The 23,862-nt window shown below is 35.4% G+C and carries 20 protein-coding genes and 1 tRNA gene; 17 read left to right on the top strand and 4 right to left on the bottom strand.

Annotated features, from left to right (window positions below; genetic code table 11):
* Position 1: 1 nt before the first annotated feature.
* Positions 2-766 (bottom strand): alpha/beta fold hydrolase, encoded by a 765-nt coding sequence (locus B0I10_RS08670; protein ID WP_112086113.1) that lies wholly within the window; start codon positions 764-766, stop codon positions 2-4.
* A gap of 396 nt (positions 767-1,162) precedes the next feature.
* On the opposite strand from B0I10_RS08670, the gene mraZ reads away from it, so the two are divergent.
* From mraZ to B0I10_RS08755, 17 genes are all read left to right on the top strand, one after another.
* A complete protein-coding gene (gene mraZ / locus B0I10_RS08675) occupies positions 1,163-1,636 on the top strand; it encodes a division/cell wall cluster transcriptional repressor MraZ (RefSeq protein WP_112086185.1) in 474 nt (157 codons plus the stop codon).
* Positions 1,623-2,519 (top strand): 16S rRNA (cytosine(1402)-N(4))-methyltransferase RsmH, encoded by an 897-nt coding sequence (rsmH, locus tag B0I10_RS08680; RefSeq protein ID WP_112086184.1) that lies wholly within the window; start codon positions 1,623-1,625, stop codon positions 2,517-2,519. Before mraZ ends, rsmH begins: the two co-directional genes overlap by 14 nt.
* On the top strand, positions 2,520-2,867 hold the full coding sequence (locus B0I10_RS08685; RefSeq protein WP_112086114.1) for an FtsL-like putative cell division protein: 348 nt from the start codon (positions 2,520-2,522) through the stop codon (positions 2,865-2,867). It begins immediately after the preceding gene.
* Positions 2,858-4,852 (top strand): penicillin-binding protein, encoded by a 1,995-nt coding sequence (locus B0I10_RS08690; protein ID WP_112086115.1) that lies wholly within the window; start codon positions 2,858-2,860, stop codon positions 4,850-4,852. The genes B0I10_RS08685 and B0I10_RS08690 overlap by 10 nt, the downstream gene beginning before the upstream one ends.
* Positions 4,849-6,312 carry a UDP-N-acetylmuramoyl-L-alanyl-D-glutamate--2,6-diaminopimelate ligase gene (locus tag B0I10_RS08695; RefSeq protein ID WP_112086116.1) on the top strand — a complete coding sequence of 488 codons (1,464 nt, stop codon included), beginning with the start codon at positions 4,849-4,851 and terminating at the stop codon, positions 6,310-6,312. Before B0I10_RS08690 ends, B0I10_RS08695 begins: the two co-directional genes overlap by 4 nt.
* Positions 6,313-6,319: 7 nt before the next feature.
* Positions 6,320-7,546 carry a phospho-N-acetylmuramoyl-pentapeptide-transferase gene (gene mraY, locus B0I10_RS08700; RefSeq protein WP_112086117.1) on the top strand — a complete coding sequence of 409 codons (1,227 nt, stop codon included), beginning with the start codon at positions 6,320-6,322 and terminating at the stop codon, positions 7,544-7,546.
* Positions 7,546-8,877 (top strand): UDP-N-acetylmuramoyl-L-alanine--D-glutamate ligase, encoded by a 1,332-nt coding sequence (gene murD, locus B0I10_RS08705; protein ID WP_112086118.1) that lies wholly within the window; start codon positions 7,546-7,548, stop codon positions 8,875-8,877. The genes mraY and murD overlap by 1 nt, the downstream gene beginning before the upstream one ends.
* Positions 8,878-9,033: 156 nt before the next feature.
* Complete coding sequence (locus B0I10_RS08710) at positions 9,034-10,344, top strand: FtsW/RodA/SpoVE family cell cycle protein (RefSeq protein WP_112086119.1); 1,311 nt, start codon at positions 9,034-9,036, stop codon at positions 10,342-10,344.
* A 1-nt stretch (position 10,345) separates the two neighbouring features.
* Positions 10,346-11,440, top strand: coding sequence for an undecaprenyldiphospho-muramoylpentapeptide beta-N-acetylglucosaminyltransferase (murG, locus tag B0I10_RS08715; RefSeq protein ID WP_112086120.1), 1,095 nt, complete (start codon positions 10,346-10,348; stop codon positions 11,438-11,440).
* A 40-nt stretch (positions 11,441-11,480) separates the two neighbouring features.
* Positions 11,481-12,833 carry a UDP-N-acetylmuramate--L-alanine ligase gene (gene murC, locus B0I10_RS08720; RefSeq protein ID WP_112086121.1) on the top strand — a complete coding sequence of 451 codons (1,353 nt, stop codon included), beginning with the start codon at positions 11,481-11,483 and terminating at the stop codon, positions 12,831-12,833.
* Positions 12,817-13,542, top strand: a complete 726-nt coding sequence (locus tag B0I10_RS08725) for a cell division protein FtsQ/DivIB (protein ID WP_112086122.1) — start codon at positions 12,817-12,819, stop codon at positions 13,540-13,542. The genes murC and B0I10_RS08725 overlap by 17 nt, the downstream gene beginning before the upstream one ends.
* Before the next feature lie 6 nt (positions 13,543-13,548).
* The gene (ftsA, locus tag B0I10_RS08730; protein ID WP_112086123.1) at positions 13,549-14,910 is read left to right on the top strand and encodes a cell division protein FtsA; all 1,362 of its coding nucleotides are present in this window, start codon (positions 13,549-13,551) and stop codon (positions 14,908-14,910) included.
* Positions 14,911-14,964: 54 nt separating this feature from the next.
* The gene (gene ftsZ, locus B0I10_RS08735) at positions 14,965-16,896 is read left to right on the top strand and encodes a cell division protein FtsZ (protein WP_112086124.1); all 1,932 of its coding nucleotides are present in this window, start codon (positions 14,965-14,967) and stop codon (positions 16,894-16,896) included.
* 114 nt (positions 16,897-17,010) lie between these two features.
* Positions 17,011-17,460, top strand: coding sequence for a GatB/YqeY domain-containing protein (locus tag B0I10_RS08740; RefSeq protein WP_112086125.1), 450 nt, complete (start codon positions 17,011-17,013; stop codon positions 17,458-17,460).
* 37 nt (positions 17,461-17,497) lie between these two features.
* Positions 17,498-17,571, top strand: a tRNA-Arg gene (locus tag B0I10_RS08745).
* 361 nt (positions 17,572-17,932) lie between these two features.
* Positions 17,933-18,745, top strand: a complete 813-nt coding sequence (locus B0I10_RS08750; RefSeq protein WP_112086126.1) for a zinc-dependent peptidase — start codon at positions 17,933-17,935, stop codon at positions 18,743-18,745.
* Positions 18,746-18,837: 92 nt separating this feature from the next.
* The gene (locus B0I10_RS08755; protein ID WP_112086127.1) at positions 18,838-19,257 is read left to right on the top strand and encodes a CBS domain-containing protein; all 420 of its coding nucleotides are present in this window, start codon (positions 18,838-18,840) and stop codon (positions 19,255-19,257) included.
* Positions 19,258-19,259: 2 nt separating this feature from the next.
* Here the strand turns inward: B0I10_RS08755 and rpe are convergent, their stop codons facing one another.
* From rpe to B0I10_RS08770, 3 genes are all read right to left on the bottom strand, one after another.
* On the bottom strand, positions 19,260-19,922 hold the full coding sequence (gene rpe / locus B0I10_RS08760) for a ribulose-phosphate 3-epimerase (protein WP_112086186.1): 663 nt from the start codon (positions 19,920-19,922) through the stop codon (positions 19,260-19,262).
* A gap of 503 nt (positions 19,923-20,425) precedes the next feature.
* Positions 20,426-21,289, bottom strand: a complete 864-nt coding sequence (locus B0I10_RS08765) for a sigma-70 family RNA polymerase sigma factor (RefSeq protein ID WP_007804760.1) — start codon at positions 21,287-21,289, stop codon at positions 20,426-20,428.
* Between the two features lie 74 nt (positions 21,290-21,363).
* Entirely contained in the window at positions 21,364-23,769 is a 2,406-nt protein-coding gene (locus B0I10_RS08770) for an outer membrane beta-barrel family protein (protein WP_181456929.1), read from the bottom strand.
* Positions 23,770-23,862 lie beyond the last annotated feature (93 nt).

Below are 23,862 nucleotides of genomic sequence, written 5' to 3' on the forward strand. Positions count from 1 at the left end.
TTTATAGTTTATTTTTTGTTAACCATTCCAGCATGAGTTTGTTAAACTCATCAGGGTGTTCCATCATCGCCGCATGACCACAATTATCTACCCAAAATAAGTCGGAATTTGGCAGTAATTTGTGAAACTCTTCTGCAACCTCAGGCGGTGTAACTTTATCGTTTTTTCCCCAAATCAAACAAGTTGGCGTTTGCATTTTTGGCAAATCTTTCGCCATATTGTGTCGAATCGCACTTTTGGCAATCGTTAATGTTTTAATGACTTTGATACGATCATTTACGATCGAAAAAACTTCATCTACCAGTTCCTTTGAAGCCATTGTTGGATCGTAAAAAACATTTTGAGTTTTTAGTTTGATGTATTCGTAATCACCTCTTTTCGGATAACTATCACCCATGGCACTTTCGTAAAGTCCTGAACTACCAGTTAATACTAAAGCAGCAACTTTCTCAGGATACATTTTTGTGTGATATAATCCTACATGGCCTCCTAATGAATTTCCTAATAAAATAACACGTTCATAACCTTTGAAAACAATAAAATCCTTCACGAATTTTGAAAAGGCTTTTACGTTCGTTTTTAAAATATTTTGTGTGTATAATGGAAGTTCAGGAATAACAACTTTATATCCGTTCTTCGGAAAAAATTCAGCGACTCCTTCAAAATTGCTCAAGCCGCCCATTAGTCCATGTAAAACTATAATTGGGGTTCCTTCTCCGGCTTCAAAATATGTATATTTTCCTTCTTTCTTAAAGTTTTCTTTCATCAAAATTCAGATCTTTCAATTCATCACAAATATATGATATTATCCATAAAAAAGAAGAATTGTACTGTTTATTTGATATGAAATTTAGCCTTTGATGAAAATCACTCACCAATTTGTTAAGTGGGTAATTTTTAATGTTTATTCTAAGATTTTCAACACGTTGCATACGATACAATTCGTAGAAATACCGAAGCTAGTTTGTTAAACTGTTGCGTATTTTCTTTTAAACAGTACAATTCTAAATGTTTTGTTAAATAATATGCAATAATTCAACTTGTTATGTCTAAATTGATTTGATGTGTAAAGTGGTAAAACTTATTAACAAAGTGGTATTTTGTGGTAAATTGTGGTAAAATGTTTTTATATTTGCTATCAAACCATCAAAATTGTAACTCGTTGAATACCATAGTTGGAACATATGAATGTAAGGTCGATGCTAAAGGAAGGCTGCTTTTGCCTGCTCCTTTGAAAAAGCAGTTGGCTTCATCATTGCAAGATGGTTTTGTCTTGAAGCGTTCTGTTTTTCAGCCGTGTTTGGAGTTGTACCCAATGGCAGAATGGACTATTTTGATGAACAAAGTGAATAAGCTTAATCGGTTTGTGAAAAAAAATAACGATTTCATCAGAAGATTCACCGCCGGTGTAAAAGTGGTTGAAATTGATGCACTGGGAAGATTATTAGTTCCAAAAGACTTAGTGGTTTTTGCTTCCATTTCAAAAGATATTGTTTTGTCTTCGGCGGTGAATATTGTGGAGATTTGGGATAAAGAGTTATATGAAAAATCAATTGATGATGCAACTATCGATTTTGCTGATTTGGCAGAAGATGTAATGGGAAATGTAAACGATGATGACAATGGACTATCATAATCCGGTTTTGTTAAAAACATCCGTAGAAGGTCTGGCAATAAAGCCGGACGGAGTTTATGTGGATGTAACTTTTGGTGGTGGCGGACATTCAAAAGAAATTTTGAGTCAGCTAGGTCCAAATGGAAAATTATATGCATTCGATCAAGACGAAGATGCGATAGCGAATGCTTTGCAGGATGAACGATTTAAATTGATTAATGAAAATTTTAGAAACATCAAACGCTATTTGCGATTTCATGGCGTGAAAGAAGTCGATGGAATTTTAGCCGACTTAGGTGTTTCTTCTCATCAATTTGATGTGGCGGAAAGAGGTTTTTCCACTCGTTTTGATGCCGAATTAGATATGCGGATGAGTCAAAAAGGTGAATTAAATGCTTTTATGGTGGTGAATGAATATGATGAAGGTTCGCTAAAAAAAGTATTCGCAGAATTTGGCGAATTATCGAATGCAGGAGCAATTGCCAACACGATTATAAATGCCAGAAAAGATATTCCTATTAAAAATACGGAGCAATTAAAACAAGTGCTATCAAAATTTTTACCGGCTCACAAGAGTCATAAAATATTGGCTCAGATGTATCAAGCCATTCGAATTGAAGTCAATCAAGAAATGGAAGTTTTGAAAGAATTTTTAGAACAATCCTTACAGATTTTAAAGCCAGGTGGAAGATTAAGCGTGATTTCCTATCATTCTCTCGAAGACCGTTTGGTGAAAAGATTTATGAAAAACGGAATGTTTGAAGGCGAGCCGGAACGTGATTTTTTTGGAAATTTTTCCGTGCCATTCAAGTCCATCGGAAAGTTGATAATTCCGGATAATGCTGAAATTAAAATAAATAACAGGGCTCGCAGTGCCAAATTGCGAATTGCTGAAAAAAAGTAGATGAAAGCCGGAATATACGACATATTAAAAGCAAGATTTCTAGTGAACCAAGATGCGGTTAAAAACTGGCGATTCATCGTTTTTCTTATTGTCTTGGCTATGATAATGATTGCGAATATTCATCATTACGAAAAAAAAATATTCAGAATTGTTGAATTAAATAAAGAGGTTAAAGAACTGCGTTCAGAATTTGTAGATCGTCGTTCAGAATTAATGAAATTAAAAATGGAAAGCACCATTTCTAAAAAAATGGAAGAAAAAGGAATATTTCCTTCCAACGTGCCTCCAACAAAAATAAAAGTGATTCAACCGAAAGAAAAAACATTAACAGAAAAAATATGGAAGTAACAGATAAACATATCTCTTACCGAATTTATTTGGTTGCCGTAGTCGTCTTTTTGATGGCTATTGGTGTTGCTGTTAAGTTAACCAATATTCAATGGGTCGAAGGAGAATATTACCGAAAGTTAGCCAAAGAACGAAGTGTAAAAAATTTCGTAATACCTGCAAACAAAGGAAATATTTATTCTTCTGATGGAAGTTTATTAGCTACTTCTATCCCAAATTATAAAGTTCGTTTTGATGCAATGGCTCCCAAAAAAGAAGATTTCGATAAAAATCTTCAACCGTTGTGCGATTCATTGTCAATTCTTTTAGGAAAAACATCACAATTTTATAAAACGGAATTTTTACGTGCGAGAGAAACTAAAAACCGATACTACTTGGTAGCCAGAAATTTGAGCTATACCGAATACATGAAAATCAAAAGTTTTCCATTGTTTAACAAAGGAGCTTATCGCGGCGGAATTATAACCGAGCAAAAAACAGTTCGAGAACATCCTATTGGTTTAGTGGCCGAGCGAACGATTGGTTACGAAAGAATCAGACCAAATGGAACACCGGACGGAAAAGGAATCGAGTGGGCTTTTAGAGATCATTTAAACGGGAAAGATGGAAAACGACTCATGCAAAAAATGGCAAAAGGGCAATGGAAACCTATTCGCGACGAAAATGAAATTGAACCACAAGATGGCTATGATGTTATTTCTACCATCGATGTTTACATTCAAGATATTGCTCATCATGCATTATTAAAACAATTAGAATATTACGAAGCAGACCACGGTTGTGTGGTAGTAATGGAAACAAAGACAGGAGAAGTAAAAGCCATTTCTAATTTAGGAAGAGATAAAGATGGGAATTATTCAGAAACGGTAAATTATGCCGTAGCCGAATCTCACGAACCGGGTTCTACCTTTAAATTAATTGATTTAATCGCCCTTTTTGAAGATAAATTAGCCGATACGAGCAGTGTTTTTGATTCTAAAGGAGGCGAAATATCCTATTACAATAGAAGGGTTCGTGATTCTAAAAAAGGGGGTTACGGAAAAATTTCACTCGGCAGAGGTTTTGAATTATCTTCTAATACCGTTTTAGTGCAAGCGGTGTATGATAATTATAAACACAATCCTCAAAAATATGTAGATCATATCAAACGAATGAAACTGCATGAACCACTTGGTTTGCAAATAAAAGGAGAAGGCAAACCTAAAATCCCACAACCGGGCGACAAAAATTGGTACGGCACAACCTTATCTTGGATGGCTTATGGGTACGGTGTTTCAATGACACCACTTCAAACCTTAACATTGTATAATGCTGTGGCAAATGATGGAGAGATGGTTAAACCTTTATTCGTAAGAGAAATTAAAGAGTGGAACAAAACCATTAAAAAGTTTGACAAAGAAGTGATTAATCCAAAAATCGCTTCACAAGAAACATTAGATAAAATAAAAGCAGTTTTAGAAAATGTTGTCAAAAAAGGAACCGGTTCTAAGTTATATTCCAAAGATTTCTCAATGGCAGGAAAAACAGGAACTGCTCAAATGGGTTATGCTGATAAAGCAAATTTATATTATGCATCTTCATTTGTAGGCTATTTTCCGGCAGATCAGCCAAAATATTCATGCATTGTTGTGGTTCACAAACCAAGTAAGTCCAAAGGATATTACGGAGCAGATGTTTCCGGTCCGGTTTTTAAACGAATTGCTCAAAAAGTGTTTACCGATGTTCCATCCACCAACGAAGTGAAAAGTTTGGAGAAAAATATTCCAATTCAGGATAAAAATTATGATACCTATTACGCCAATTCTTCCAAAGAGTTAAATACAATTCCAAATGTAAAAGGAATGTCAGGCATGGATGCAATTGCCTTGTTAGAAAATTTGAAAATAAAAGTAAAAATCATCGGAATCGGAAAAGTCAAAAAACAATCCATTCAACCCGGCGAACCATTACTAAAAAATAGCACCATTATATTAGAATTATCGTGATAACGCTGAAAGACATATTATATAAAGTTAGCATTGAAGCGGTCAAAGGTTCAACCGATGCCACCATCAATAAAGTTGAATTCGATTCACGAAAAGTGGAATTGAATGATGTTTTTGTGGCCATTCGCGGAACCATTTCAAACGGTCACGATTTTATCGAAAAAGCTCTTAATCAAGGAGCATCTGTAATTGTGTGCGATACTTTTCCGGATATAATTGTGAATGGAGTAACCTATATTCAAGTAAAAGACACCAATTTGGCATTAGCTTTCTTGGCATCCAATTACTATGAAAATCCATCTCAAAACTTAAAATTAGTTGGAATTACCGGAACAAATGGCAAAACCACCATTGCATCGTTACTTTATCAATTATTCAAAAAAGCAGGTTACAAAGTTGGATTGTTATCTACCGTAAAAATTTTGGTAGACAATGAAGAATTTCCGGCAACACATACCACACCCGATTCCTTGACCATCAATTATTATTTGTCCGAGATGAATAAAGTTGGCGTCGAATTTTGTTTTATGGAAGTCAGCTCACACGGAATTCATCAAAAAAGAACAGAAGGGTTGCTATTTTCAGGCGGAATTTTTACTAATCTTTCCCACGATCATTTGGATTACCACAGTTCGTTTGCGGAATATAGAGATGTGAAAAAATCATTTTTTGATTATTTGCCAAAAACAGCTTTTGTATTAACGAATGTAGACGATAAAAACGGCAATTTGATGTTGCAAAACACCAAAGCAAAAAAGTTGACTTATGCTTTAAAGTCTTATGCTGATTACAAAGCTTCGATTTTAGAAAATCAGTTAAGCGGATTGTTATTAAAAATAAATGGGAACGAAGTTTGGGTCAAATTAATCGGAACATTTAATGCCTACAATTTGTTGGCAATCTATGGAACTGCTGTCGAATTAGGCCTGGATAGTTTAGAAGTGCTGCGATTATTATCAGAATTAGAAAGTGTTTCAGGACGTTTTCAATTCATCGTTTCAGATGATAAAATCACCGCCATTGTGGATTATGCACACACACCCGATGCCTTGGAAAATGTTTTAGGCACAATCAATGACATCCGAACCAAAAACGAACAATTAATCACAGTGGTTGGTTGCGGAGGAAACAGAGATAAAACCAAGCGACCAATCATGGCAAATATTGCTTCAACGCTTAGCAACAAAGTGATCCTTACCTCTGATAATCCGCGAGATGAAGATCCAACCGACATTTTAATGGACATGGAAAAAGGTGTTGAACCGCAAAATCATCGCAAGACATTATCGATTTTAGATAGAAAACAAGCTATCAAAGTAGCATGCCAATTGGCAAGTCCAAACGATATTATTCTGATTGCCGGCAAAGGGCATGAAACCTATCAGGAAATTAGAGGAGTCCGTCATCATTTTGACGACATGGAAACCGTAAAAGAACTATTAGAAGAACGAAACCAATAGAACCGATATGCTGTATTATTTATTTGAATATTTAGACAAATCACTCGATGTTCCTGGAACTGGAGTTTTTCAGTACATTACATTTCGTTCTGGCTTAGCGGTTCTGTTGTCGCTTTTAATTTCTACCATTTTCGGAAAAAGAATCATCAATTTTCTGCGAAATCAACAAGTTGGTGAAACAGTGCGTGAACTAGGTTTAGAAGGACAAACACAAAAAGCAGGAACACCAACAATGGGTGGACTTATTATCATTATGGCCACGTTGATTCCGGTTATTTTGTTGGCAAAATTGGATAATATTTATATCATTTTATTAGTAGTTACCACACTTTGGATGGGAACCATTGGTTTTATTGACGATTATATCAAAATTTTCAAAAAAGATAAACAAGGTTTAAAAGGTAAATTCAAAGTAATAGGGCAAGTTGGTTTGGGTCTGATAGTTGGTTCGGTTTTGTATTTTAATCCGGGCGTTACTGTTCGAAAAGACACACAATTAACCAACGTTCAAACCACAACACAAGCAGTTATAAATCCTGCTTCTTTAGAAGAAAAGTCAACGTCAACAACAATTCCTTTCTTTAAAAACAATGAATTTGATTATGCTGATTTGTTATCGTTTTTAGGTGATGGTTACGAAACATGGGCTTGGTTAATTTTTATTCCGATAGTCATTTTCATCATCACAGCCGTTTCAAATGGTGCCAATTTAACCGATGGAATTGATGGTTTAGCGGCTGGAACTTCCGCTATTTCAGTACTCACATTAGGGATTTTTACATTCGTTTCGGGTAACATCATTTTCTCTAATTACCTGAATATTATGTACATCCCCAATTCGGGTGAAATGACAGTATTTATATCTGCGTTTGTTGGAGCATTAATTGGATTTTTATGGTATAACAGTTATCCGGCAGCCGTTTTTATGGGTGATACAGGAAGTTTAACCATCGGTGGAATCATTGCCGTAATCGCCATCGCCATTCGAAAAGAATTGCTTATTCCGGTTATCTGCGGAATCTTCTTAGCAGAAAATTTATCAGTAGTGTTGCAAGTCAGCTACTTTAAATATACCAAAAAGAAATTTGGCGAAGGAAGACGAATTTTTCTCATGTCGCCCTTGCATCATCATTATCAGAAGAAAGGCTATCACGAAAGTAAGATTGTAACCCGATTCTGGATTGTAGGCATATTGTTAGCCATTTTATCCATTGTAACCTTAAAACTAAGATAATGCGATTGGTTGTGTTGGGAGGAGGAGAAAGTGGGGTAGGAACCGCCATTTTAGGAAAGAAAAAAGGATATGATGTTTTTCTATCCGATTTTGGAAAAATAAAAGAGAATTACAAAGAAGTTCTGATGCTTAATGAGATTGCCTGGGAAGATGAAAAGCACACCGAAGAACTGATTTTAGATGCTGATGTGGTGATGAAAAGCCCCGGAATTCCTGACAAAGTCGCAATTGTCAAGAAATTGCATGAAAAGCAAATTCCGGTGATTTCAGAAATTGAATTCGCAGCCCAATTTACAGATGCCATCACCATCGGAATTACAGGAAGCAACGGAAAAACCACCACCACAATGCTCACGTATCATTTGCTAAAATCGGGTGGTTTAAATGTAGGATTGGCAGGAAATATAGGAAAGAGTTTTGCATGGCAGGTAGCCGATGAAGATTTTGATATGTATGTGTTAGAATTAAGCAGTTTTCAATTAGACGGAATTATAAATTATAAACCGCACATCGCTATTCTCACTAATATCAGCCCGGATCATTTGGATCGATATGAGTACAAGTATGAAAATTACATCGCTTCAAAATTTAGAATAACAATGAATCAAACGGAATCAGATTATTTGATTTACGATGCGGACGATGAAGCAATAGCCAATTGGTTAAAAAACAACAAAACAAAAGCACAATTAATTCCATTTTCGCTTAAACAAAAGTACCAAATGGGAGGATTTATAAACAACGACACTATGGAAATGTACATCAACGAAGAAGAATTTACAATGGAAACCAAAACAATGGCTTTGGAAGGCAAACACAACATGAAAAATGCAATGGCAGCAACTTCCGTAGCACAACTGATGAGAATCAGAAAACAAACCATCAGAGAAAGTTTGTCTAATTTTCAAGGAGTTGAACATCGTTTGGAGCGTGTGTTGAAAATTCAAAATGTGCAGTATATTAATGATAGCAAAGCAACCAATGTTAACGCAACATTTTTTGCATTAGATAGTATGTCAACACCAACTGTTTGGATTGTGGGCGGTGTTGATAAAGGAAACGATTATTCGGAATTAATGTCGATGGTTCGGGAAAAAGTGAAAGCCATTATTTGTTTAGGTGTTGATAATAAAAAAATTATAGATGCTTTTGGAAATGTGGTTGATGTCATGGTAGAAGTTTCTTCTATGAGCGATGCCGTTCGAACAGCTCAACATTTAACCGAAAAAGGTGATACCGTTTTATTGTCACCAGCCTGTGCCAGTTTCGATTTGTTTGAAAATTATGAAGACAGAGGAAGACAGTTTAAGCAAGCTGTTCGAAATTTGTAGGAAGATGAAAGATTGAAGATGAAAGAGGGAATAAAGAAGTTAAAAATAGAATAACGATTCTTTTTGTCATTTCGCGAGATGACGAAGTCGAAGTAGACGCGAGCGAAAGCGAACTGGCGAAGCAAATCTCCTACGTAGTAGGAAAAAAAGAAAAATATGCTAGCACTAATAAAAAGTTTAAGAGGAGATAAAGTCATTTGGGCACTAATTGCCCTATTGGCTCTGTTTTCGTTTATGCCGGTTTTTAGTGCCAGTAGCAATTTGGCTTACGCCGGAAAAGGAACAGGAAACACGGTTAGTTATCTAATTAAACATTTGGTTCACGTAGCACTTGGTTTTTTTATTGTTTACCGTATTCATAAAATTCCCTATCATTATTTTAGAAGTATTTCGAGAATTTTATTACCTTTTATTTGGCTTTTACTCGCCTACACATTATTCAAAGGAACAGTTATTGCCGGAGCTAATGCTAGCCGATGGATTCAAGTGCCGTTTGTTGGAATTTCATTTCAACCTTCCACATTTGCGTTTATTGTTTTGATGATTTTTGTAGCACGTTATTTATCCAAAACAAGAGAAGAACCACTCACATTCAAATCGTCATTCATCGATTTATGGCTGCCGGTTGGAATCACATTGATGTTTATTCTTCCGGCCAACTTTTCCACAGCAGCCTTGATTTTTGCAATGGTTTTAATGCTGGTTTTCGTTGGAAAATATCCTTTAAAATATATCGGAGCCGTGTTAGGAATCGGAATCGTTTCGCTAGCTTTTTTTATTCTGATAGCAAAGGCATTTCCAAATCCGTTAACAACCCGTGTCAATACATGGGAAGCTCGTATTGAACGATTTTTTAATGATGACGTCCAAGATCCGGACGAAGTATATCAAATTGAAAGAGCAAAAACAGCCATTGCAACCGGTGGAATATATGGAGTAGGACCGGGAAAAAGCGTTCAAAAAAACTTTTTACCCCAATCTTCTTCCGATTTTATTTACGCCATTATCGTTGAAGAATTTGGATTAGCCGGCGGATTAGCAATTCTAGGAATTTATCTTTTACTGTTTTTCAGAATAGTTATTGCGGCTCACAAAGCCAATACTTTATTTGGAAAATTAGTCGTCGTCGGACTCGGTTTTCCCATCGTGTTTCAAGCGATGATTAATATGGGTGTTGCTGTAGAATTATTACCAACGACCGGACAGACTTTGCCTTTAATCAGTAGTGGAGGAAGTTCAATTTGGGTAACTTGTTTAGCATTAGGAATCATCATCAATGTAACCAAAAAAGAAGAAGAGATTGCTGCCGAAAATAAAGAAAAAGCCATGCGGGATGCAGCTCTTCAAAAAATGATCGACAAACAATTAAAAGAAGATGAAGAAACTCTTCAAAAAGAAGAAGAGAATAAGGATAATCCGGATTATTCTATCGAAGATAATCCCATGAATGCAGTTTTAAACAAATAAAATGAGCAATTTAAAATTCATACTAAGTGGTGGCGGAACCGGTGGACATATCTACCCGGCGATAGCCATTGCCAATGAATTAAAAGCTCAATTTCCCGATTGCGAAATTTTGTTTGTTGGTGCAAAAGATAAAATGGAAATGCAAAAAGTGCCACAAGCCGGATATCCAATAAAAGGATTGTGGATTGCAGGTTTACAACGAAAATTAACCTTGCAAAACCTGATGTTTCCTGTTAAGGTCATTGATAGTTTGATAAAATCAAGACGAATCATAAAAGCATTTAAACCGGATGTAGTGATCGGAACCGGAGGTTTTGCCTCAGGTCCTTTATTACGTGCGGCAGCTGTGATGAATATTCCAATTGTGGTGCAAGAGCAGAATTCTTATCCGGGAATTACCAATAAAATTTTAAGCAAAAGAGCGTCTGTGATTTGTGTGGCATATGATAATTTAGAACGCTTTTTTCCAAAAAATAAAATAAAATTAACCGGAAATCCTGTTAGAGAAGATTTGATTTCTATTGATAATAAACGATTGGATGCGTTGACTTACTTTGCCTTAGATGCAACAAAAAAGACCTTGTTGGTTTTGGGAGGAAGTTTAGGTTCGAGAAGAATTAATCAACTCATTGCAAAAGAATTGGATTTTATTATCAATCAGAATATTCAAGTGATTTGGCAATGTGGCAAACTTTATTTTGACGAATACAGTCATTTTAATGAAAAACCGAATGTAAAAGTTGTTTCGTTTATCGACAGAATGGATTTGGTTTATGCGGTAGCCGATATCATTATTTCTCGGGCAGGAGCGTCATCTGTTTCAGAACTTTGTTTGGTGGGTAAACCGGTTATTTTTATTCCGTCTCCCAACGTAGCTGAGGATCATCAGACTAAAAATGCCAAAGCAATTGTAGATAAAAACGGAGCAATTTTGTTAAAAGAAAGTGAGTTAGACGGAAAATTTGAGCCTGTTTTTTCTCATCTAGTTGCCGATGAAAAACACCAAATTGAATTAGGAAATCAAATCAAAAAATTGGCTAAACCCAATGCAACGCAAGACATCGTTAAAGAAATTAGTAAGCTAATAAAAAAGTAAAGAAGACTTTGTGTCTTTTAGCCTTTGTGGCAAAAAAAATATGAATCTAAATCAAATCCATAACGTTTATTTCATCGGAATCGGAGGAATCGGAATGAGTGCTCTTGCCCGCTATTTCAGTTTCCTTGGAAAAGAAATTGCAGGCTACGACAAAACCGAGACAGAACTGACCAAAGAATTGGAAGCGATTGGAATGCAAATTCATTATGAAGATGATATTAGTGCAATTCCAACCCATTTTTATGTAGAAAACACCTTGGTCATTACTACACCTGCTGTTCCAGTTTCTCATTCGGAATGGAATTATTTTTTAGAGAGAAATTACTCAATCAAAAAAAGGGCAGAAGTGTTAGGAATTATTACCAAAGACACTTATTGTTTTGCTGTTGCCGGAACACACGGAAAAACAACAACTTCCAGTATTTTAGGACATGTTTTGTATGAATGTGGTGTGGACGTAACCGCTTTTTTAGGTGGAATTGTAGAAAATTATAATTCCAATTTAATCGGAAACGGAAAAACGGTCACTGTGGTTGAAGCCGATGAATTTGATCGTTCCTTTCTACATCTTCATCCAAACATGGCCTGTGTGACGTCGATGGATGCCGATCATTTGGATATTTATGGAAATTCTGATGCTATTGAAGCAACTTTTGTAGAATTTGCTGATAAAGTGGAAGATGAAAAAATGCTTTTCACACCCAAAAGTTTACCACTGAAAGGTATGAAAATTGCCATCGATGAAGAAGCAGATTTTACTGCTTTCAACATCAGAATAGAAAATAGCACCTATGTTTTTGATGTAAAAACACCATCGGAAACAATTAAAAATATACATTTCAATTTGCCGGGAAGACACAATTTAATGAATGCTCTCATGGCTTTGGCAATGGCTACAACATATGGATCCCCAACCGACGGTATTGCCAGAGCTTTGAGTACATTCAACGGAGTTAAAAGACGTTTTTCCTATCAAATTAAAACAGAAAAATTGGTTTTTATTGATGATTATGCACATCATCCTACTGAGATAAATGCGGTTTACCAAGCCGTTAGTGAATTGTATCCCCAACAAAAAGTGTTGGCTGTTTTTCAACCGCATTTGTTCAGTAGAACGAAAGATTTTGCAGATGATTTTGCTAAAAGTCTTTCGCAATTTGATGAAATTATTTTGTTAGATATTTATCCGGCCAGAGAACTTCCTGTGGAAGGAATTACCTCACAATGGCTATTGTCAAAAATAGATAATTCAACTAAAAAATTAGTAACAAAAAATAATGTAATAGAGGCAATTTTAGCCTCAGATGCAACCGTAATTGTAACCATCGGAGCAGGTGATATTGGCGAATTAGTTAAACCGATAAAGAAGCGATTAAATGAAAAAGTATTTTAACTGGACAAATTTGCGTTTAGTGTTGATGGTCATGCTTTTGGTCTTTCTGTATTCGTTTACATCCAAAAGAAATGACAACAGAAAATTGCAAAATGCCACCGTTGAATTTCAAGATGGTGAGCAACTTTTTGTAACACATGAAACGGTTAATAAATTGTTAATAGAAAATAAAAAAGATGCTTCCAGTATACGGAAAGTTACTTTAGATTTGAATGATTTGGAAAATACCATCAATCAACACGACATGGTTGAAAATGCAGAAGTTTTTGTAAGTGTTGATGGTCATTTAAAAGCAGTTGTTAAGCAGAAGACACCCGTTGCTAGAATATTCGAAGGTAGTGGTTCGTATTACATTGATTATAAAGGAACTAAAATGCCATTGTCAACTATTCATACGGCACGTGTTCCGCTTGTTTCGGGGGGAATAAACGACAAAAACAGAGAAGATTTAAACGCATTGTTTCGAATGATTCATGACGATGAGTTTTTGAAAAAAAATATCATTGGTATACAAGTTTTGCCGTCCGGTAGCTTGAAAATGAAGAATAGAAATTTTGATTATGATATTGATTTTGGAAAAACCATCAATATGGAAAAAAAATTTAGGAATTATAAAGCCTTTTTTCAAAAAGCAGTCCAAGATAGTTCCATACATGGTTACCAACTAATTAATCTGAAGTTCACGCAACAGGTAGTTTGCACAAAATAGAAGCACATGAAAAATGAAAACATCGCAGTAGGTTTAGACATTGGTACCACAAAAATTGTGGCCATGATTGGTCGTAAAAACGAGTATGGCAAACTCGAAATCTTAGGTGTGGGAAAATCCAAAAGTTTGGGTGTTCACAGGGGAGTGGTCAATAATATTACGCAAACAATCCAGTCTATTCAAGCCGCTATTGCAGAAGCAGAGGAAAATTCAGGCTATATGATTAAAGATGTTGTGGTAGGAATTGCGGGCCAACATATCCGTAGCATTCAGCACAGCGACTACATCAGCCGAAGCAATCCCGAAGAAGTAATTTGCGACAAAGACATTGAGCAATTAATTAACCAAGTGCACAAATTAGCCATGTTGCCGGGCGAAGAAATTATTCATGTGTTGCCACAAGAATTCAAAATCGACGGTCAAGCCGAAATCAAAGAGCCAATCGGAATGTATGGCGGAAGGTTAGAAAGCAGTTTTCATGTAGTGGTTGGGCATGCCGCTTCCATCCGAAACGTAGGCCGTTGTATTCAAAGTGCCGGAATTGAATTGTCCGGCTTAACACTTGAACCGCTTGCTTCGTCTGATGCCGTTTTAAGCCAAGAAGAAAAAGAAGCCGGTGTAGCCTTGATTGATATTGGTGGCGGAACAACTGATTTAGCGATTTTTAAAGATGGAATTATTCGTCATACAGCGGTAATTCCTTTTGGTGGAAATGTAATTACCGATGATATCAAAGAAGGTTGTTCAATCATCGAAAAACAAGCCGAATTGCTAAAAGTAAAATTCGGATCAGCTTGGCCCGGAGAAAACAAAGACAATGAAATTGTTTCAATTCCCGGATTAAGAGGTCGTGAACCAAAAGAAATTTCACTAAAAAATCTTTCAAAAATAATTAATGCTCGTGTGGTTGAAATTATTGAACAAGTTTTTGATGAAATTAAAACCTATGGATGTGATGATCCTAAAAAGAAACTAATTGCCGGAATTGTTTTAACCGGAGGAGGTTCTCAATTAAAACACATCAAACAATTGGTAGAATATATTACCGGAATGGACACTAGAATTGGTTATCCAAACGAACATTTGGCCGGAAATTCTGACGAAGAAATGTCAAGTCCGTTATATGCTACCGCGGTGGGATTAATGATGAATAGCATTAACAATAATAGTAAAAGTGCCATTTTGATGTCAGAAATGGAACAATCACTTCCTAAAGGAGTAACCGTTGAAGAACCAAAAATTGAGTCTGTTGCCGAAACCCCAAAAGCAGCAGAACCAAAAAATGAAAGTACAGAGAATAAAATCAAACGTTCTTTCTTTGATAAGTATGTAGAAAAGATTAAAGAATTTTTAGATAATGCAGAATAGAACCTAGTTCTGCACTATTGAAAAATTTAAAATGAATTAGAAAAACCAAGTAGTATGACAAGCAACTCAGATTTTGGAAACATTTCATTTGATTTACCTAAAAACCAATCAAATGTAATTAAAGTAATTGGTGTTGGCGGTGGCGGAAGTAACGCCATCAACCACATGTTTAAACAAGGAATTAAAGGAGTAGATTTTGTGGTTTGTAATACCGACTCACAAGCACTTCAAAACAGCCCGGTACCTAATAAAATTCAGTTGGGTGTTAACCTTACCGAAGGATTAGGAGCAGGTGCAAACCCTGAAGTAGGTCAGCAGTCTGCCATAGAAAGTATGGAAGACATTGATAAATTATTGGATAGCAACACCAAAATGATTTTCATTACCGCAGGAATGGGTGGTGGAACCGGAACGGGTGCAGCTCCTGTAATTGCTCAGATGGCCAAAGATAAAGATATTTTAACGGTTGGAATTGTTACAATTCCGTTTCAATTTGAAGGTAAAGTTCGTTCGGAACAAGCGATGTCCGGCGTTGAACGTTTACGTAAGCAAGTTGATTCATTGATCGTTATCAACAATAATAAATTAAGAGAAGTGTATGGAAATCTTGGATTCAAAGCCGGATTTTCAAAAGCAGATGAAGTGTTAGCCACAGCTTCTCGCGGAATTGCAGAAGTAATTACGCATCACTATACGCAAAATATCGATTTAAAAGACGCTAAAACTGTGTTGTCAAACAGCGGAACGGCTATCATGGGTTCTGCCATTGCTGAAGGCGAAAACAGAGCTAAAGATGCCATTGTTTCTGCGTTGGATTCACCGTTGTTAAATGACAATAAAATTACAGGAGCCAAAAACGTATTGTTGCTTATCGTTTCTGGTTCAACCGAAATTACGATTGACGAAATTGGCGAAATTAACGACCACATTCAAAACGAAGCAGGTCATAACGCCAACATCATCATGGGAGTTGGTGAAGATGATTCATTAGGAGATTCTATCGCCGTAACCATCATTGCTACGGGTTTTAATGTGGAACAGCAAAAAGAGATCGTGAATGCTGAGCCAAAAAAAATAATTCATACGTTAGATGAAAATCAAACCAATACGATCGACTTAAGTCAAAAAATTGTGGCTCCGATGTTAGGTGTTGCCATTGAAAAAGAAACTCCCAAAGCTTCAACGGAAGACAAAATTGTTTTTGAATTGATTGAAGAGTTGGAAGTAGTTGAGCCAAAAATGGTTTCAGAACTAATTCAAACAACCGATTTAATCAAAAATATTGATGTAACATATGAAATTGTTTCCCCTTTTTCGGAGAACCATTTGTTTGCCACAACACCGGAAGTTCGCGAAATTATCGTAAAAGACCCAGAATTTGTGATTGTAGAAAAAGAGCAAATAACCTTGTCTTTTGATTTGTCAGTTGAAAAAACAGTGGAAACCGAGGTAGAAAAAACAGTTCTTTTTGAACTAGACCCGATTGCAACAAACGAAATTATTGTGAACGAACCTAAGCAGGTTATTCCAATGACAGAGGTCAACGAAACCGGCGTAATACGTTATTCTCTAGAAGAATATATGGAGATTGAATCGGAATTGCTAAATTCTAAACCAATTGTAAATGTGGTGGAAGAACCGGTAAATGAAGAAATGAATATTACAATGAAAAAAGTAGAAACTCCTACTGCTTTTACCCCTTCATTTGACGAAATCAACCCAACTTCAGAATTAACTATCGAAGAAACGTTGAAAATGCGTGCCGACGAAAGAAGAAAAAAGTTGAAAGATTTCAATTATAAATTTCACAACAATTCTTCTCGATTAGATGAGATGGAAAAAGTGCCGGCTTATAAAAGAATGGGAGTGGATTTACCAACAAATTCTTCTATGAATAATCAATCCAGAACATCGCTGGGAACAGATAGTAATAATGATGCTCAATTGAGATCAAACAACTCTTTTCTGCACGATAATGTGGATTAACTAACCTAAACAAATCGTTTTTAACCCGAAAATCAGAAATGGTTTTCGGGTTATTTTTTTATCTTTGTAAACCTTTAATAATGTATTTAATGGTTAATTTAAAATTAAATAAACATGAGTTTGCAAACCCAAATCAACGAAGAAATTAAAAACGCAATGCGTGCAAAAGACACGATAGCTTTAGAATCTTTACGCGCCGTTAAATCAGCTATTTTGCTAGCCTTAACAGAAGGGGGAGCAAAAGACGAATTGATGCAAGAGGATGAAATTAAACTTTTGCAACGATTGGTAAAGCAACGCAAAGATAGTGCTGCAATTTATGTAGAACAAGGAAGACAAGATTTGGCTGAACCTGAAGTTCAGCAAGCAGCAATTATCGAAAAGTTTTTACCAAAGCAATTATCGGAAGTAGAAGTGGAAGCAATTGTTGCTCAAATCATTACAGAAAACGGATTTTCAGGAATGGCTTCCATGGGACAATTAATGGGAATAGTCTCCAAACAATTGGCCGGAAGTGCTGACGGAAAAACAATTTCAACTATTGTAAAAAAGCTTTTAGCATAACATAATTTATTGTAGATTCGCAGTCTCAAGATTAATCGGCCTCGTAGTTCAACTGAATAGAATATCAGATTTCGGCTCTGAGGGTTACAGGTTTGAATCCTGTCGAGGTCACGAATAAATAGTAAAAAAAGAGAAAACGCCAAGCTTACTTGAGCGTTTTTTTGTTTTTACTATTTTCAAAGCGGAGCTTTATTGGATGTTGCTATCAAAATACTGTCGAGCTCACAACTATGCATAATCGTACAAATGATTTTTAAGCTAGTTATTTTTTTAGCTTTTACTTTTAAATAACAAAACTAATGATTTTTCAATCGATAACTTTTCATACTTTATTAATGAATCAGAAGAGGTTTTTATAATTAAAAGTCGTTAATTAGTGTTTTTATTACTTGTTATTTCCTTAGAGAAAAAAACAACATCAATTAAGTTGAATTAAATGGATTGTAACTAATCAACTTACAATGGCAGGCAAATGGATGGTATAAGTCTTTTTACATTTTTAGTATTGTTTTTAGGTTTCGGAATTCTGGCAGTAATAGCTTTTTATGTTGCTGAATATTTTTACGCCAAGGTTTTTCATAAACCACTATTTGTGCATTTGTATTTTATGCCGAAAACATTAACGCATGAACAGCAGCGAATTCTAAGAGAAAAAATTACTTTTTACAACCGTCTTTCTGATAAAAAGAAAAAATATTTTGAACACAGATTGGCTACTTTTATGGCCAATTACCAATTTATTACCAAGGAAGAATTGGTTTTAAATGAGGAAATAAAAGTATTCATTTCTGCCACTGCGGTCAAATTAACTTTTGGAATGCGAAAGTATTTGATTGATGTTTTTGACAAAATTATAATTTATCCAGAGTCATATTATTCTACATCGAATGATGCCTGGCACAAAGGCGAATTTAATCCGAGAATGAAGGCCATCGTTTTTTCATGGAAGGATTTTTTAGAAGGATACGAATACCATAATGATAATTTGAATTTAGGCTTACACGAATTTGCCCATGCCGTTCATTTTCACGGACTAAAACGAACAGACAAGAGTTCGATTCTTTTTACTCGAAATTACAATGCTATTTTGACCTATACAGCTCAACATCATGTGGCTAATAAATTAATTGATTCTAATTATTTTCGAATTTATGCTTTTTCAAATAGTTTTGAATTTATAGCTGTATTGTTGGAACATTTTTTTGAAACACCGGATGATTTTAGAAGAGAATTCCCTGAATTGTATGAAAAGGTAAGAAAAATGATAAATTTTCGATTCGATTAAGGTACAAAAAAAGCATCAATTATACTATGACAATCGTCATTTGAACTCGCATAAGTAATGCTGAAATTTGTAAAGATTTAAAGCAGATTAAGATGAAAAAGCAAGTTCCGGTTTCGACCATTATGACAAAAAATGTAATTAAGCTCAACTTAACGGATGATTTAACCAAAGCGGAAATGCTGTTTAAAAAGCATCATATTCGACATATTCCCGTTGTAAACAGCAATAAAATTATCGGAATGCTCAGTTATACCGATTTACTCCGAATATCTTTTGTTGATGCTGTTGATGATGAAGACGAAGTGGTAGATGTAACTGTTTACAATATGTTTACCGTTGAACAAGTGATGGCTAAAAAATTAGTCACTGTTGCACCGGAAACCACCATCAAAGAAGTTGCAGAAATTTTATCTAAGAGAGAGTTTCATGCACTTCCCATTGTAGAAGGTGATTTGTTGGTTGGAATTGTAACAACTACGGATATTATTAAGTATTTATTGGAGCAGTATTAGTTTTAATTATTTAACAATTTTTTCAAATCCGATATCGTTTGAGTCGGATTTTCTGCTTTAAAAACGAAGTTTCCTGCTACTAACACATCGGCTCCGGCTTCTGCTAGTTGTTTAGCGTTTCTGTTAGTTACACCACCATCAATTTCGATTAAAGTTGAGGCATTGTTGCGAGTAATAATTTCTTTTAATTCCTTTACTTTTTTATATGTTTTTTCGATGAATGATTGCCCGCCAAAACCGGGATTTACACTCATTAAACAAACCAAATCGATATCGTTGATGATGTCTTCTAATAAGCTAACTGGCGTGTGCGGATTCAATGCTACACCCGCTTTCATTCCTTCCGCTTTGATGGCTTGGAGTGTGCGGTGCAAGTGTGTGCAAGCTTCGTAATGAACGGTTAAATTCGTAGAACCAAGTTGAGCAAAGGTTTTGATATAGCGATCCGGATCGATAATCATTAAATGAACATCGATTGTTTTTTTAGCATGTTTTGAAATGGCTTCTAAAACCGGCATTCCGAAAGAAATGTTGGGCACAAAAACGCCGTCCATAATATCGATGTGAAACCAATCAGCTTCACTATGATTAATCATTTCAATATCGCGTTGCAGGTTGGCAAAATCCGCGGCTAAGACTGAAGGAGCAATTAACGTTTTTTTCATTGTGTTGTTGTAGTTGTTGTTTGTGCAAAAGTAAAATTTTAAAGGCAAACGGGGAAGTCTTTTGTTTAAAACCTGAATTTTCTTTTTAGCACTGAGTTGCGTGAAGGATTGAAGTGAAAAGCCCGGAACAAAAAACGCCAATTTTCTTGAGCCAAAAAAGCGACCAACGGAAGCTCTTTTTGGGTTTTAGAAAATGGCGTTTTTTGTGAGGACTTGTAACGGAAAGCCTGACCCTTGTGGTCACGCCCAAATGATGAGTAATAACCTGAAACGAGTTCAGGTTAAAAAGCAAAACTCCGGGAACCCGAGCGGAGCGAACAGACCGGATTTTGCTTCCTAAAAAAGCAAAACTCCGGTAATCAGCCGGAGTTTCAATCATCAATCAAAAAACGAACAGTTTAAACTGTTTGTAATTTTACTATTTTTATCGTTTGCGTATCAATTTCAGACTCGAAAAATACGAATTACTTTTATAAATCAAAGGCAATTGCGATAGAAAAAACTTATCCCAAATAAGTTTTTAATATTTTACTTCTTGAGGTGTGTTTTAATCTACGGATTGCTTTTTCTTTAATTTGACGAACACGTTCGCGGGTTAAATCGAAGGTTTCTCCAATTTCTTCTAAGGTCATTGGATGTTGATCGCCTAAACCAAAATACAAACGAACTACGTCTGCTTCTCTTGGTGTTAAGGTTTCTAACGAACGTTCAATCTCTGTGCGAAGTGATTCGTGAATTAATTCTCTGTCAGGATTTGGAGACTCTCCAGAACGTAAAACGTCATATAGATTAGAATCTTCACCTTCAACTAACGGAGCATCCATTGATAAATGACGACCAGAGTTTTTCATTGACTCTTTTACGTCATTGACAGTCATATCAAGTTCTTTTGCAATTTCTTCAGCAGAAGGCGGTCTTTCGTTAGATTGTTCTAACAAAGCGTACATTTTGTTGATTTTATTGATTGAACCAATTTTGTTCAACGGCAAACGTACAATACGAGATTGTTCTGCCAGGGCTTGAAGAATAGATTGACGAATCCACCATACTGCGTATGAGATGAATTTGAATCCACGTGTTTCATCAAAACGTTGAGCTGCTTTTATAAGTCCTAGGTTTCCCTCATTAATTAAATCGGGAAGTGTGAGTCCTTGATTTTGATATTGTTTAGCAACAGATACCACGAAACGTAAATTAGCTTTAGTTAACTTTTCCAAAGCACGTTGATCGCCGGCTTTGATGCGTTGAGCTAATTCTACCTCTTCATCGGCTGTAATTAAATCAACCTTTCCAATTTCTTGCAGGTATTTGTCTAGGGATGCAGTTTCACGATTAGTAACCTGCTTGGTGATTTTAAGCTGTCTCATTTATTTTCTACTTGAATAATAGTTTCATGTAGTTATACGTGAAGAGATAAATAAAAGTTACAAAAATTAAAAAATTATTTTAGTCGATCTTTTATTTCTTCATTGCCAGTTTCACGTTGGCTAGCGTTAAGTTTTTTATTTCCAAATTTATAGGTTACACCTAATAAGATTTTTCTATCATCGTAATAGCTATTGTTAAGCTGCCCAACATTATTTACAACACTGGTAAAATCGGCTCGATAACTTCGAAAAACATCGGAAGCCATTAAAATAAAGTTCAATCCTTTTTCTTTTAAGGAATAGCGAAGCCCGAGATCGAGTTTATTATATTGTGTGGCCGAAAAATAGTAATCTCTTCGGGCACTGTGAAATTCGTAGTTTACCTCGGCTTTAAGCGATTTGCTTTTGTTTAAATTAAAAGTATTATAGGTGAAAAAATGATATTGAAAACCATTTCTTGCTTCGGTGGGAACGTCTTTGATAAAAGTGGTTACGTTGTTGTAGCCGTTAATTGTGTTAGAACTTTCCCACCAAGGAATTTTGTCAAAATAGTAGGTAATCGTTCCGCCAAATTGATATCGATCTACATAGTTATCTCTAAAATAGCGTAAAATTGTTTCATCGTTGTTTGTCTCAATAATTGGAAGTTGCATGCTTCCGTCTATTGTGTTGGAGTAATACACTTTGAAACTTAGATTTTCTTTGAAATTGTAATTTATTTCATAATTATCTGTAAACGAAGGTTGAAGAAATGGATTTCCTTCAGCATAGGTAAATGAATTTATATACACTTTAAACGGATTCAAATGCCAAAAAATAGGGCGACCAATTCGTTTGCTGTAATTGGCTGAAAAATTGTGGTTTTCATTGGGCGTATACGTCAAATACATCGTTGGGAATAGTCTGTTGTAGCTAAAGTTGTTTTCCTGATTTTGTGTAACATCAAGTGAAGTTGTTGTGCCCTCTACAATGGTATTTTCATAACGAAAACCGATTTGTGTTTGCCATTTCTCACTGAGTGATTTTTTGAAATTTATGTAGGCAGATTGCGTGTTTTCAGCGTAATCAAAATCGTTGGTTTGATTGATGTCTAAAACGGGTATTCCGCTGGAAAGATTGAAAAAAGCAATATTGCTCTTGTTTTCAACAAAGCTTATTTTTCCGCCAAAACCGTAGGTTGCCCATTTGGTGGGTAAATCAACATCAATTTTTCCACTGTAGTTTAAGATTTCTTGCAAGCTTGTGTTATTAGCGATAAAACTTGACCCGATTTGTGTGTTTTCAGCAGAAAATTCTCGGGTTGTAAAAGTCCTGTTTTGATCTTCTGTATAATTAAAATAATCAAAATCTACCGAAATTTGTTTCCCTAATGTATCAAGTTTTTGAACATAGTAAACGTTTAACGTATGATTAGAACTTTCGTTTTTGTTAAAACCATTGGTAAAAAAAGTTGAGGTAATATCGTTGGAAGAATTATCTCTTATGGCTGTGGCATTTCGGTCTGCCGTGTCCGGATTGTCTAATAATCCGATGTATTTTGTACCGATACTTGCCTTTTCAGAAATTTTGTAATCCAACGAAAACGCAAGACGGTTAATATCACGCGTATCTTTTCTGTTGGTGCTTCCTTCCCAACGTTCTGTTTCAAAATCATTGTTAAGATTTTCCCAGTATTTATCATGTCCGGTTTGCCTGATGTAATCGGTAAAAAGACTTAATTTATTTTTGTTAAAGGCAAAACTGATTCCGCCTAAATAGATAGGGTAGGAATTTTGTTCATAATAATTACGAACGTTTACTGCCCAAGAATCTTCGGGAGTTTTTTTTAATTTAATATTGATTAATCCGCTATTTCCTTGGGCATCATATTTTGCCGGAGGAGTTGTGATTACTTCAATATTTTTGATGCTTTCTGAAGTAATTCCTCGTAAATAATTGATTAATTCATTACCGGATAAATTGACTATTTTATCATCAATCATGACACTAACGGAACTTTTTCCAACAATTCCAATTTGATTACCCGACACAAAAATACCCGGAGTCGCTTTTAGCAGTTCAAAACCATCTGTTCCGGTTGAGCGAATACTGTTTTCTACATTAAAAACGGTTCTGTCAACCTGATTTTCAATAATTCGTTTTTTGGAAGTGACTTCAACCTCTCTCAATTGCGTTGAATTGTCAAATGATTCCAATGTGCCTAAATCAATATCTTTATCGAGGTTAAAATCGGTTTGATAAATGACTGTTCCAACAAAGTAAAATCGAAGTGAATATACTCCTGGTTTATTTTTAATTAGAAAGTTTCCATCTTTGTTGGTAATCGCTGAATTAGATATGGTTCCTTCGTTTAGCAATACAATTTCTGTTCCTTCTATTCCTTGTTTGTTTTCGTCAATAATTCTTCCCGTTATGGAAAACTCTTGACCTAAAATAGTGGTTAAGCATAGTAAGTGGAGTAGGAGAATAGTTTTTTGCATTGAGGAAATCATATTGTTTTTGGTGGCACGTTGTTGCAAATATATAATAATTGTTAATATATTCACAAATGTAGTAGATAAATTACAAAAAAA

The organism is Flavobacterium lacus (assembly GCF_003268815.1).
Taxonomy (GTDB): Bacteria; Bacteroidota; Bacteroidia; order Flavobacteriales; family Flavobacteriaceae; genus Flavobacterium; species Flavobacterium lacus.